The organism is Vibrio litoralis DSM 17657 (genome assembly GCF_000426765.1).
Taxonomy (GTDB): Bacteria; Pseudomonadota; Gammaproteobacteria; order Enterobacterales; family Vibrionaceae; genus Vibrio; species Vibrio litoralis.
Map to the genome: position 1 here is coordinate 37,973 of NZ_AUFZ01000022.1, position 12,558 is coordinate 50,530.

Annotated in this window: 12 protein-coding genes; 4 read left to right on the forward strand and 8 right to left on the reverse strand. The window is 39.0% G+C overall.

Annotation, left to right across the window (positions count from 1 at the left end; all coding sequences use genetic code 11):
- Positions 1-456: 456 nt before the first annotated feature.
- From K358_RS0109075 to K358_RS0109090, 4 genes are read right to left on the reverse strand one after another with little or no spacing between them, the layout of a single operon-like run.
- On the reverse strand, positions 457-1,290 hold the full coding sequence (locus tag K358_RS0109075; RefSeq protein ID WP_027696524.1) for a CsgG/HfaB family protein: 834 nt from the start codon (positions 1,288-1,290) through the stop codon (positions 457-459).
- A gap of 16 nt (positions 1,291-1,306) precedes the next feature.
- Positions 1,307-1,711, reverse strand: coding sequence for a curli assembly protein CsgF (locus K358_RS0109080; RefSeq protein ID WP_027696525.1), 405 nt, complete (start codon positions 1,709-1,711; stop codon positions 1,307-1,309).
- A gap of 9 nt (positions 1,712-1,720) precedes the next feature.
- Entirely contained in the window at positions 1,721-2,197 is a 477-nt protein-coding gene (locus K358_RS0109085; protein WP_027696526.1) for a curli production assembly/transport protein CsgE, read from the reverse strand.
- The gene (locus tag K358_RS0109090) at positions 2,194-2,844 is read right to left on the reverse strand and encodes a LuxR C-terminal-related transcriptional regulator (protein ID WP_038150023.1); all 651 of its coding nucleotides are present in this window, start codon (positions 2,842-2,844) and stop codon (positions 2,194-2,196) included. The genes K358_RS0109085 and K358_RS0109090 overlap by 4 nt, the downstream gene beginning before the upstream one ends.
- 349 nt (positions 2,845-3,193) lie before the next feature.
- Here K358_RS0109090 and K358_RS18790 point away from each other — a divergent pair, with 349 nt between their 5' ends.
- Both K358_RS18790 and K358_RS0109100 read left to right on the forward strand, forming a co-directional pair.
- Positions 3,194-3,787, forward strand: a complete 594-nt coding sequence (locus K358_RS18790) for a hypothetical protein (protein ID WP_051241253.1) — start codon at positions 3,194-3,196, stop codon at positions 3,785-3,787.
- 15 nt (positions 3,788-3,802) lie between these two features.
- Positions 3,803-4,948, forward strand: a complete 1,146-nt coding sequence (locus K358_RS0109100; RefSeq protein ID WP_027696528.1) for a beta strand repeat-containing protein — start codon at positions 3,803-3,805, stop codon at positions 4,946-4,948.
- 406 nt (positions 4,949-5,354) lie between these two features.
- Here the strand turns inward: K358_RS0109100 and K358_RS0109105 are convergent, their stop codons facing one another.
- The 3 genes from K358_RS0109105 to K358_RS0109115 all read right to left on the reverse strand — a co-directional run bounded on the left by K358_RS0109105 (position 5,355) and on the right by K358_RS0109115 (position 9,307).
- Complete coding sequence (locus K358_RS0109105) at positions 5,355-6,725, reverse strand: MATE family efflux transporter (protein ID WP_051241254.1); 1,371 nt, start codon at positions 6,723-6,725, stop codon at positions 5,355-5,357.
- Between the two features lie 317 nt (positions 6,726-7,042).
- Complete coding sequence (gene tdh / locus K358_RS0109110; RefSeq protein WP_156888716.1) at positions 7,043-8,098, reverse strand: L-threonine 3-dehydrogenase; 1,056 nt, start codon at positions 8,096-8,098, stop codon at positions 7,043-7,045.
- 15 nt (positions 8,099-8,113) lie between these two features.
- The gene (locus K358_RS0109115) at positions 8,114-9,307 is read right to left on the reverse strand and encodes a glycine C-acetyltransferase (protein ID WP_027696531.1); all 1,194 of its coding nucleotides are present in this window, start codon (positions 9,305-9,307) and stop codon (positions 8,114-8,116) included.
- Between the two features lie 145 nt (positions 9,308-9,452).
- Between K358_RS0109115 and K358_RS0109120 the strand changes: the two genes are divergently transcribed.
- The gene (locus tag K358_RS0109120; RefSeq protein ID WP_027696532.1) at positions 9,453-10,364 is read left to right on the forward strand and encodes a LysR family transcriptional regulator; all 912 of its coding nucleotides are present in this window, start codon (positions 9,453-9,455) and stop codon (positions 10,362-10,364) included.
- 39 nt (positions 10,365-10,403) lie between these two features.
- Here the strand turns inward: K358_RS0109120 and K358_RS0109125 are convergent, their stop codons facing one another.
- Positions 10,404-11,147 (reverse strand): phosphatase, encoded by a 744-nt coding sequence (locus tag K358_RS0109125; protein ID WP_027696533.1) that lies wholly within the window; start codon positions 11,145-11,147, stop codon positions 10,404-10,406.
- A gap of 274 nt (positions 11,148-11,421) precedes the next feature.
- Between K358_RS0109125 and K358_RS0109130 the strand changes: the two genes are divergently transcribed.
- Positions 11,422-12,543 (forward strand): DUF3541 domain-containing protein, encoded by a 1,122-nt coding sequence (locus K358_RS0109130; protein WP_027696534.1) that lies wholly within the window; start codon positions 11,422-11,424, stop codon positions 12,541-12,543.
- Positions 12,544-12,558 lie beyond the last annotated feature (15 nt).

Genomic DNA, 12,558 nt, shown 5'->3' on the forward strand with positions numbered 1-12,558 from the left:
GTAAAAAGAGCTAAACTGCTTATTTATCTATAGGTTATCGACTTTTCAGTGGCTTCGATAAAGTTTCGCATCAATAATTTACAGACTCTTTCATGATAAATTTGTGATGTAAAATCAACCACTAACTAAAAAAATCAATCTCTATATTTTAAATAGACCGCAATTCTAGCGTTTCTACTGAAGTATGTCATCAAAAGTGTGAATAACATCTCTAAAACTGTGAAATAAGTATTCATTGATACATTTTATCGTGACATGATTTTATTCAGCTTTAGTATTCCTGAATATTATCAAAAGATTAAGTCAATTTAATGACATGTATACTCTGTAACTTCAGAGAGCAGATTCCTGCAAGAGTTAAATAATTTGTAGGCAATAAAAAATGCCCACCGAAGTGAGCATTTAAAAAGTGAGCAGATTTTTGATTCTAACTAGCTAGTTTTTACAATAGGCTCATTAAAGAACTTCTACCTTATCATCAACATAACGTTGAAAAACCGGATTTTTAAGCTCTTCTACACTAGCAGGGTTCCATAAGTTATTTTTAATGCCTTTAACTACGGTATAAATAACCGCAGTATCAATCGCTGACATCAAGGCAATATTGACCGGCTCGTTATTGGTGTAGCCCATCTCGACTTCCAATAGATCTTTATAGTCTATGTAACGAAATGCCCCAGCGCTGACCTCATAAGATAATATGGTTTTGGTCGTTGTAACACTAGATAAGATCTTACCGGTTCTCACATCAACAGATCGTAAGTTTACTGTAATTTGATCGGTTCGATATTCACCAGAAGCTCCGATACCTAAATAACGGGCACCTAGTCCACCAGTTTTAATGTTTGTATCATAAGCCACAATACCACCTTCAATTAATATATTGGCTGATTGAAGTGATGGTAATTGCCCCCCTTGATTAAAGGCTTCTCCTTTCGTTTGTGCGGCCCGGATAATTTTCCGCTCTGTCAGTAAGTTCTGTAGACCTTCCCTCTCAAGCGGAGCAAACCAACCAGAATCAATAAGAGACATGGTTAATAAAGAGGTTGCACCTTGCGAGACAGCAGTTGAAAAATTACTGTTTGGTTGTGGTCTATACTGACCAGTTTGATCTCTAAAGTTATACACCGAGACCATAATAATCCCTTGAGGTTTCGGCAAACTAATTAAATCTTGATAAGCCACACCGCGGTACATCAATTGGGACTCTTCTTCAGCATCTGGAATGGTTATGGAATTTGAACAAGCCGTTAACATCATGACCATGGCGGCTACATAAAACTTTTTCATCATTTGATTCTCCATATTAATTACCTAAAGGGTCGCTAACTTGGATCACAGATGATTCACCACTCACTTTGTCATATATATTCAAAGTCAAGCCACCATTGCCATCATCAATGACATTCAAAATAAAATCGTCGGTTTCCAATTGTCCACCATCAGACTTTCCTGAACTCACATCATCTAACAAATTATTCAGAAGCCTAGATTGTAAAGTTGTTTGTAACCGATCTGCAGCGGTTAGTCCCAACTCATCATCAGGCTTATATTGATTAATAGCATTGGCGACATTTAACAAATGGGTTCCGTTATAAGGGTTTCCTCCAAAGCTCGGGTTGGTAGGTTGATACACTAGCTCAGTTGCTACGGTGTGAAAACTGACCATAACTGAGCTAATTAATAGAATGTTTTTGAACGTCCTTTTCATAGTGACACCTTAGAGCTCATCAGGAGCAAGATCGGTTTTATCTGAGAACTTCCTGTCTAATTTCCACCTTAATAAATAAACGGAAATATTATCAACGGCTTGTTCTGCCTTAGTTTCTGCTTGTTGTAAGCCTGGTGATAAGCTTGTTCTATATATGGGAGTATTAAAGTGAAATATGGTTATAATACTGCCCGACAATGCTGTAGGCCTTTCTTTAACACTTAGATTTATCGATAGATTTTCATGTTTATCATTTAATTTTTGAGAGAAGTAAAAGTAAAAATTTCTCCCTAGTACTGTCACCGTTTGATCAACAATCAAGCCGTTTATACCACCTTCTGTATCTGGCAATATGTTGCTTTCTTCTACTTTCTTATTACTATCAATAGTGTCATTATCGTTAGCTGTTTCTACTTCCGCATTGATTGGAAAGGAAATTGAAATCAGTAAAGAATAAAAAAATAAGGCACTACTAATATTTTTCATACGGCCCCATCAAACTTGTATTTTTTTGCCCACATCAGTGCTTGCAATCTATTTCTTACTTTTATTTTTTTAAACACATGATGTAAATGTGTTTTTACTGTATTTTCGCTAACAAACAACTGTTCAGCAATTTGAATATTTGAAGCCCCCACTAACAGTAACTTTAATATTTCTTCTTCCCGACAAGTTAAATCAGCGAATGTTCTCGACGAGAACAAATCATTTTCTCTATAATATTCAATTATTTTTTGAGACAACTCATTTGACAAACTAAACCGACCAGACAATACATCCCCTAACCCTTTGTTTATACTATCCAAACAGTCATCTTTAAAAAACACAGCCACAACATTAGAAAATTGTAAGATAAAAGACACATTAATATCCCGACTATTATTAATTAAAATTTCTTTCGCTTTCCTTCCTTCTTCATGCATATGATTCAAATAGCTTTTAATCATATCTCCTTGAATATATTCCATATCTAAAATCACATACATCAGGTTAATATTGCACGTATCGTTCAGTTCAAGAAAATTATTAAAAATTATCGGCTCTATTTTTCTGCCTAACTCTCGTTCTAAGTTCTCCTTGAGCAAAGAAGACTGTAATGTCTTACTTGTTATCAAGTATAGTTTTTCATCCATGCTTATCTCCAATCCCTTCCCTACATAGACTTCCTTTTATATTCATACTAGACAAATAACTTGAAACGACCTACTGCATCCAGCACAAAAAAGGTTCCATTTTACAAATTCTCATTTATGAGAAATCTAACGCAAAACCTGAAAATTTATTAAACAAAGGTTAGGACAATGTCAAGCCACTGTAAACTTACGTTCAATAGTTTTTTTCTGAAAAACTTTTGATCTAACCACAAACTTCAAACCGTAATACTTTAGTTTATTGATTCTCTTTTATATTCAACTTTAAGTTTATAGCCACAATCAGAACTCAATACCATAATCCCTATTAAATAACGCATAGGGGTTGAGTATGAAAATCACAAATATACATAGCTCGTTTTTTTTATACTCCACGAGTATTCTCTTTTATTTATCGTCAGTAAATATAGCTTTCGCTAATTTAGACCTTGCTAAGAGTGAATTACCCCAAAGAGATGAATTAATAACTAAAACCACAAACCAAACAAAATACAACATCTCTGATATAAATATCTCAGGTGAATCAAATATTGCCTATATAAAACAATCTAGCGGTTTTGATGCTGGAAATTCAGCCTCAATAAACCAAAAAGGTAATAAAAATAAATCATTGATAAATCAAGGAGGTGACGCCAATAGTGCAAGTATTGATCAGTACGGAAATAGTAATTTAGCCATCATAATGCAGTCTGGATATGGAAACACAGGTTCGATAATTCAGGATGGCAACGATAATGAAGCCATATTAAGCCAATCGGGAGTTAGCTTAGAAGGTTCTATCTCTCAGTCAGGCAATGGCAACCTTGCTTACATTGTTGATAGCGGCAACGTAAGTATGTCTGGATACGATATCAATCAATCTGGGCAAAGCAGTTTAATAATAATTAATGGTATGAATAGAAATATCAACATGACACTAAAATAATAGAAGGAATTTATTATGAAAAAGTTAACAATTGCAATTTCAACCATTCTAGCTACCGGGTTTAGTGCGCAAGCGCTTGCGGTAGATAATACATCAACAGTGAATCTATCTGGTGTAGCAAGTACTGCGACAGTTGTCCAATTAAGTGCAGGTGATAGCAGCGGTAACATGTCCAATGTCCAAGTTAATTCAGGTTTTAGCAATCATGCTAATGTCTTCCAAGCTGGAACAAAAAGTGATTCAGATGTAATGATAACAGGCGGAGCATTCAATGATGCTAATGTCGTGCAAGGTGCATTAGGAGCAGATAACTCAGCAACAGTGAGCACAACTGGTTCATATGCAACAAACTCCTCAATCAACCAAGGTGCTGCTGCTTTTGATGGGATACTAAGCCTTACTTCTAGCTCTAATACCGCTGGTATTTCAACGACAAATTCATCATTTGTTAATTCGACCATTAATCAAGGTTCACTTGCGAGTACTGGTTTACTATCATTAGCAATAAGTTCTAATTCTGCTGATATTTCGACCAGCAATTCAACCGTTGTTAATGCGACAATCAATCAGGGTTCTGTTGCTTCATCTGGTGCTTTTGACGCTAATGTGAGCGCTAACTCAGCAACTATCTCAACGATGAATTCAGCATTCGTAACCTCAACCATTAATCAAAATAATGTTAATGATGGCTCATCTAATAGTGCTTATATTGGAGTAAGCGACTCTGGTGGTATTACCTCTACCGTTAATCAAGATGGTTCAATGAACACTGGTAATATAGTTGTGACTAATTCTGGCGGTGTAGGAGCATCGATTGATCAAAATGGTGATATGAACTCTGCTGGCATCAATGCACATGATGCATACTTCTCTAGTGCATCTGTTGATCAACTAGGTGACGGTAACGAAGGCTATATTGATACCTCAGGCGTATTCAACACTACAAGTATTGACCAATTTGGTGATAATAACTTTGCAGGTTCTACTACTTCTGGCTGGGGTAACCAATCTTCTACTACTCAAGTTGGTGACGGCCATGTTGCATATACAACAATGAGCGGTGTTGGGAACCAATCTACAACGCTACAGTTAGGCAATGATAATGCATCATATACAACCGTAGCTGGTTGGGGTAATACTGCAAATGTGTTCCAAAACTAAACAATGAAAATCTCTAATATTATAGCGGCGTCCTGCGCCGCTCTTTTCTTACCTACCCTACTTCTAGCTGCTGAGAAGAGTATGCTTAAACCATTCCCAAATTCAGAACTCAGTTGCCAGTCAAGTGTGCAAGCTGCAAAGCTAGTATTAAAAACGACTAACTCCGATGTTATTCAAGTCAAGATATCGAGTAAAAGTGGGAACTCAATAAGGTCGCAAGTCTCTGGCAGTTCATCCAATCAATTTCAATTTTCGACTTCGGATTTACCTCTTAATTTAGAGCTCACAAGCAATAACACTACGCTATCCTATCAAGTCATAATACAAAACTCTGAATGCCATATTATCGAGAAATAATGGTTGTAGGGTATTAGGAGCAAAAATATGTTGAGGCCTTAGTCGTTTGTTATGCGCACCCATTCGTAATCCGGTCTAATGTCTGCTGCTTCGGAGGAAAATACCAGAAGAAAAACAAAGCTATCCCAAACGTAAACAATTCAGCTAAAGGAATAGCGAGAATGAATGGATATTCTGGAAGTAATTTAAACAACACCAACAGCAGTAATATGGGTAAAACAAGGCTACGACTTAAAGCAATGATTGCAGATGGTTTGGGCAGATGTAATGCAGTAAGATAAGAAGTGATAATCATTGTCAATCCACTCACCAAGAACACAGGCCAGACTAACTCCATCAATTCATTCGCTAACTCAATCACATACATTTCATTATCAGGTAAAAACATTGTTACGAGAAACTCTGAAAAGCCAACCAGAAAAGCTATAAATATTACCGCAATCACCAACGCATTTAAGGCACTCACCAATAAAAATTGCTGAATTCTTTTTACTTGCCGTGCGCCAAAGTTTTGGCTTATAAATATACTCCCAGCCTCACCAATTGAAAAACCAAACATCATGCCGATCATTAGTAGATAATTCAAAATAGTAAATGCAGCAACACCGTCCACACCGTAACGTAAGACAAATAACCAATTCAATATAAGAACGATAATTGCGCCAGAAATCTCATTCACGAACTCGGATAAACCATTTGCAGCCGATTGAAATAGTTCACGCCACCGTGTTTGATGAAAATAAAAGTTTAAATGCCGATTACTCTGTAAAAAGTAACTACATAGCACAATAAAAGGCAATGCTTGTGATATTCCTGTCGCCCATGCTGCACCAGCTATTCCCCAACCTAAATGAGCAACGAATAAATAATCCAAACCGATATTTACTGCCGAACCAAGTATTAATGCAAAGCTTGCAAGGTTAGGATAGCCATCGAGGCGAACAAAGAAATAAAGCGCGACGGTTAGAAGCTGTGTCCAGATAAACCCCATAGTAATGCGGTAATACGTTTTCATCAAAGGTAATACTTCGTCCGTGCCCCCCAAAGCCCTTAGTACATTGGTCTCAAACGTTAGACCAAGTAAAATAATTAGGCCAACTAAGCTAATTATAGCTATTACAGTTTTTGAAAATATATTACTCGCTTCTGTGTAATTTTTCTCACCTATATATTTTCCTGCGCGCACAGAGCCACCCATTGCGAACATAAAGCTCAACCCAAACAAAATACCAAAAAACGGAATAATCAGGTTGACTGCTGCTAACGCATTAGAGCCGACGTAGTTACCGATAAATAATCCATCAACAATATTAGCGGTCGTCAATGCCAACAAACCAAGCAACGAGGGTATCCATAAACGATAAAATGTGACAATCACGGAGCTACTTAACACGTGATTAATACGATCTGATTGGGTCATTAAATAATCCATTGATACATAAAAAGGGTAACCTCGCAGATATTTTGTAAATTTACTTGCTAACTGGTTTAGGGGTAATAACGAGATAGACGTACTATACACTAATATATAAATCCATATATCAAGAAGAAGTTACTAAACTTTAATCCATTATTTTCAGTAAACCCCATACATTAAAAGATATATTTGAATAATTTGGGGCATCAATGGGGCATAGAGGGAGTGAAATAGCCTAATTTCCTCCATATTCGTAGTTGTTATTCATTAGTGTATGGCACAAAAAAACGCACCCGAAAGTGCGCTTCTTTAATGGCTAATTACTTAGTCCAATCTAGTATCACTTTCCCAGAAAGCCCGCCACGCATAGTGTCAAAGCCCTCTTGGAATTCATCAACATTGAAATGATGCGTGATAATTGGCGTTAAATCTAGGCCTGATTGAATGAGGCTCGCCATTTTATACCACGTTTCGAACATTTCACGGCCATAGATGCCTTTAATCACTAAACCTTTAAAGATCACTTTGGTCCAGTCAATCGCCATGTCAGATGGTGGAATACCTAGTAATGCAACTCGACCACCGTGATTCATGCCTTCTAGCATGGCATTAAATGCAGATGGCACGCCTGACATTTCAAGCCCCACATCAAAGCCTTCCGTCATGCCCAATTCAGTCATAACATCTTCTAGCTTTTCTTCAGCAACGTTGACGGCGCGAGTGACACCCATTTTACGTGCCAATTCTAAGCGGTATTCATTAACGTCAGTAATGACGACGTGACGGGCACCAACGTGTTTGGCAACTGCTGCTGCCATAATGCCGATTGGGCCTGCACCTGTGATCAACACATCTTCACCGACGAGATCAAACGATAATGCGGTGTGAACTGCATTACCAAATGGGTCAAAGATGGAAGCTAAATCATCTGAAATTTCATTTGGGATCTTGAATGCGTTAAAAGCAGGGATCACTAAGTATTCAGAGAACGCACCGGTACGGTTTACACCCACGCCCGTTGTATTACGGCATAAGTGAGTACGACCGCCACGGCAGTTACGACAGTGACCACAAGTGATATGACCTTCACCTGAAACACGGTCACCAAGTTCGAAACCTTTTACTTCTTGGCCGATACCAACGACTTCACCCACGTACTCATGACCGACAACCATTGGATAAGGAATGGTATTTTTTGACCACTCGTCCCAGTTATAGATATGAACATCCGTCCCACAAATAGCGGTTTTACGAATTTTGATTAAGATGTCGTTATGACCCATTTCAGGCATATCAACTTCTGTCATCCAAATGCCTTCTTCCGGCTTTAGCTTTGATAGCGCTTTAATTTTTCCGATTGTTTTAATATTGCTCATCATTTCAACGCCCATTTAGATGATCTCCATTTCTTTGCCGACTTTGATAAATGCATCAATTGCACGGTCAAGTTGTTCACGGCTATGTGCAGCAGACATTTGAGTACGAATACGTGCTTGGCCTTTTGGTACCACGGGGAATGAGAAACCGACAACGTAAATACCTTTTTCAAGTGCACGTTCTGCAAATTCAGCTGCCACTTTTGCATCACCTAACATAATAGGGATGATCGCGTGATCAGCACCGGCCATAGTAAAGCCCGCTTCTGTCATGCGAGTACGGAAGTGATCGGCATTTTCCCAAAGCTTAGCACGCAGATCGTTACTTTCAGCCAGTAGATCAATCACACGAATAGAAGCCGAAACAATTGCAGGTGCAACCGAGTTTGAGAACAAGTAAGGACGAGAACGTTGACGTAACCAGTCAATCACTTCTTTTTTACCTGAAGTGTAACCACCTGAAGCGCCACCCATTGCTTTGCCTAATGTGCCCGTGATCAAATCAATACGGCCCATTACATTATTGTATTCGTGAGTACCACGACCATTTTCACCCATAAAGCCAACCGCGTGAGAATCATCCACCATTACTAAGGCGTTGTATTTATCGGCTAAATCACAGATAGCGGTTAAGTTTGCAACCACACCATCCATTGAGAATACACCGTCTGTCACAATCAGTTTATGACGTGCGCCAGCTTCATCTGCGGCGATCAATTGTTGCTCTAATTCAGCCATATTATTGTTGGCATAGCGGAAGCGTTTTGCTTTACACAAACGAACACCATCAATGATAGATGCGTGGTTTAGGGCATCAGAAATAATCGCATCTTCCGCGCCAAGAATAGTTTCGAATAAACCTGTATTTGCATCAAAGCAAGACGTGTAAAGAATGGTATCTTCCATGCCTAAGAAATCAGACAATTTACGCTCAAGCTCTTTATGCGAATCTTGTGTACCACAAATAAAACGTACAGAAGCCATACCAAAACCGTGCTCATCCATGCCTTGCTTCGCCGCTTCAATCAGCTCTGGATGATTTGCTAAACCTAAGTAGTTATTTGCACAGAAGTTCAATACTTCCTCGCCGGTTGAAATAGAAACCGCAGCGGCTTGCGCAGAAGTAATAATACGCTCAGATTTATACAAACCTTCAGACTTAACATCTTCAATTTGTTGGTTTATCTGGCTGTAGAATGCAGAAGACATGAAATTTCCTTTTTATATTTGTGATTTTTTCAATTAAAAACCTAACATCTATTCTAGTTTATGCCATAAAAGACTATTATCCCCCTGAATGGAAAAACATTAGTGAACTGAATTCACAAATAGACTACTACTTGGAGATAATGGCATGCTTAACTCTCGATTGATTGCTCTTTTGCCCGATTTAGCTAGCTTCATACTCGTGGTCAATAAAGGAAGTTTTACCGCGGCAGCAAAAGAATTAGGTGTCACCCCTTCTGCGTTAAGTAAGCTCATCACGCGGTTAGAAGCCTCGCTTTCCGTTAAACTATTTGACCGAACCACTCGCACTCTGCAAATTACCCAGTCAGGCCAAAAGATTTACCAACAATCGGTTGCCATGGTGAATGCTGCCCAGCAAGCGGTCGATATTTCTAATGCAGAACATGAAGCACCGGTCGGTACCATTACTATCGCAGCTCCTAAAGCCTTTTTAAGTATCGTGTTGCAACCGATTGTGACGCCCTTTCTACAACGCTATCCTGATATCGAACTCAAGCTTAAAGTATCTGATGGGGATATCGATATGCTAGAGCAAGGTATCGACATCATGTTTCGATTAACCGATAAGCCGTATGAGAATCTAATCTCACGAGAACTCGGTAAAGTGAATTTATCATTATGTGCCAGCCCCGATTATCTGGCTTTAAAAGGCATTCCCACTCACCCAACCGAACTTAAGTTTCATGACTGTCTGTACCTAGGCGAAACTCGCACCGATCATATTTGGGATTTTGTAAAAGGCAATGAAACACATACGATCCCAGTGTCAGGCCGTTATGCCGTGAACCACTCACAAATGCGTTTAAATGGGGTAAAAGATGGGCTTGGTATTGGTATCTTCCCTGATTTTGTTATCCGAGAAGCATTAAGTAATGGAGAAGTCATCCAAGTGTTAGATGATTGGACAATCAAAGGAAATTATCACGGGGTAATTGCGATGCAATACGCGTCAAGCAAATACATGCCGACGCGTTTGAAAGTGTTTATTGATTATGCAGTAAAACATTTACCTATTTAATTGGCCATCTTAATGAACTATCGAGATGAAACCCTAGGGCTACAACCCCTCAAATTCAACAATCGCTTGGCGGCCGCGTTTGGCTAGGAATTCTAAAAACTGTTTCGGTGTGTGCGTGATCACCTGCTCTGCTGGCATTTCAATACGGTCAAGTAATTCACTGGCCTTTTCAAATTTACCGAGATCATGAGCAAAGTGAGCATCGGTGCCTGTCGTGATATAACCACCCGCTTCTTTTACTGCCAAGGCGATCGCTTCACAACGCAGTTCACTGCCCGCACGGCTGCCGCCTTTTAATGAGGAGTTATTCAACTCAATCGCCACATTGTATTGTTTAGCACATTCAGCTACCGCTTTAAAATCGAAATCGTATCTCGGGTTTCCTAAATGACCAAGCGCATCAATACGGCCACTTTCAATCACATTGATTAACGTTGTGGTATGGACTTTTTTAGTAGCAGACGCAAATACCGGCTCATGAAAACTCGCAATCACCCAATCTAAATGTTCATCGGTACTAGGATGAATATCGACCTCACCAGCTTCATTGATGATGTTGCTTTCCATGCCGCGCAGAATAGCGACATCATTTAAAAATCGAGGAAGAATACGTTGGTTATTGAAAAACCAATAGTGTGGCGCACCAGGCATAGTTGAAGCATGATCCGTTGTGCAGAACATTTTCATACCATGGTGATGAGCGCACTCTGCATTCTCGATTAACGTACTATAAGCGTGGCCACTTGCATAAGTGTGAGTGTGAGTATCAACCTGTATCTGCATCGTATTTCTCCTTCAGCTGGATATATACCCAAGTAACTTCAAGATGCAAGTCACTTGGGTATATACCATACCATTTTCATATTGCGGCTGTATTAAAAATCGGCTTAGCCTTCTAAAGGGTTTCTATAGAAACAAAGCTCTCTATTATTTTTAGTAAGTTTAGTGTCAATTTTGCCATGTAAATTCAAATAATTAATACAAAACGGCGTAAACAGGTGTAATTTATAAGGATAAAGATTAATTTCTAGCCATACAAATCGAAAAGGATATTCTTATGTTTAAGCTCAAACCAGCATCTCTGGTTGCTATCGCCATCTTTGGTTTTTCACAGCTTGCCTTTGTACCAACCGTCTTAGCAAAAGAGAATCCAAGCCAACAAACATCACCGATTCAAGCCAGTCGCTATCAACAAGATGCCGAGCTTATTAAGCATACATTTGAGAGCCAACTTTACACTTTGAATGCCAGTACGGCCGGACATTACGGACTGCGAATGTTCCGTCAAACGTTAGATCCTAAATACTCCGCGGCAGTTTGGTCAGATATGGCAAGAGTCACCAGTACGCTCAACGAAATTGCCGCTGAAATACACACACCGAAACAAGCTAAAGCTTACGGGCAGAAAAAATTACAGTACTACAAAACAAAGGGGACGGTTCGCACCCAAATGCGCTACAAGGTGACCAAAGATAAGCCTGAGTATCTCTTCCTAGGCATTGATCTTCTTGGCGCTATGGCTCGCGCAGATGAATATGGTTTAAAGCATAAAAACGATAAACATTTGCATAACTTAATCCGTCAATTCGATTTTAAACCCTATGCAACCGATCCTGAAATGATCAAAGCATGGGCAGCTCAATTAGCGAATCAAGTATATTGGTTGCGTCAGTTAGATGAGCAAGATGTGGTTGATGACTTTATTCTCGCTTTCCAAAATACCTACCCAGATAGCCAAGATAAACAACTTACCGACCAACAATATACGAATAAAATTTACGGTTTAACCCACATTATTTTTGCCGCTTCGGAATACTATCAGCAGCCTATCGACAGCAAAGAATTCGCATGGATTTATGATTACTTCGATAAAAACATTGAACAGATATTAACTCGAACTAAAGAGGATGTCGTGGCAGAAGTCGGTATCAGTTATCTGCTCGCTGGGAAATTAGATTCACCAACTCTTGCCGATACACAAGCCACTATTGCTCATGCGATTAATATGAAAAAAGGAATGATTCCATCAACCGATGGTGATTTTGAATTAAGAAAAGGTGAGCACAGAAACGTATTGGCGATTATGCTGCTTAACTGGCAAGGAACCAATGCTGCTCCAACCATTTCAAATCAGCCAAAGGTATTTAGCGATTTACCCTATGGCTTAGTTAAGAAGTAATTCTAATATCATTTC

Coding starts and splice junctions, on each gene's coding strand:
- K358_RS0109075 (WP_027696524.1), bottom strand. CDS start 1,290: ATGAAAAAGTTTTATGTAGCCGCCATGGTCATGATGTTAACGGCTTGT.
- K358_RS0109080 (WP_027696525.1), bottom strand. CDS start 1,711: ATGAAAAGGACGTTCAAAAACATTCTATTAATTAGCTCAGTTATGGTC.
- K358_RS0109085 (WP_027696526.1), bottom strand. CDS start 2,197: ATGAAAAATATTAGTAGTGCCTTATTTTTTTATTCTTTACTGATTTCA.
- K358_RS0109090 (WP_038150023.1), bottom strand. CDS start 2,844: ATGGATGAAAAACTATACTTGATAACAAGTAAGACATTACAGTCTTCT.
- K358_RS18790 (WP_051241253.1), top strand. CDS start 3,194: ATGAAAATCACAAATATACATAGCTCGTTTTTTTTATACTCCACGAGT.
- K358_RS0109100 (WP_027696528.1), top strand. CDS start 3,803: ATGAAAAAGTTAACAATTGCAATTTCAACCATTCTAGCTACCGGGTTT.
- K358_RS0109105 (WP_051241254.1), bottom strand. CDS start 6,725: ATGACCCAATCAGATCGTATTAATCACGTGTTAAGTAGCTCCGTGATT.
- tdh (WP_156888716.1), bottom strand. CDS start 8,098: ATGAGCAATATTAAAACAATCGGAAAAATTAAAGCGCTATCAAAGCTA.
- K358_RS0109115 (WP_027696531.1), bottom strand. CDS start 9,307: ATGTCTTCTGCATTCTACAGCCAGATAAACCAACAAATTGAAGATGTT.
- K358_RS0109120 (WP_027696532.1), top strand. CDS start 9,453: ATGCTTAACTCTCGATTGATTGCTCTTTTGCCCGATTTAGCTAGCTTC.
- K358_RS0109125 (WP_027696533.1), bottom strand. CDS start 11,147: ATGCAGATACAGGTTGATACTCACACTCACACTTATGCAAGTGGCCAC.
- K358_RS0109130 (WP_027696534.1), top strand. CDS start 11,422: ATGTTTAAGCTCAAACCAGCATCTCTGGTTGCTATCGCCATCTTTGGT.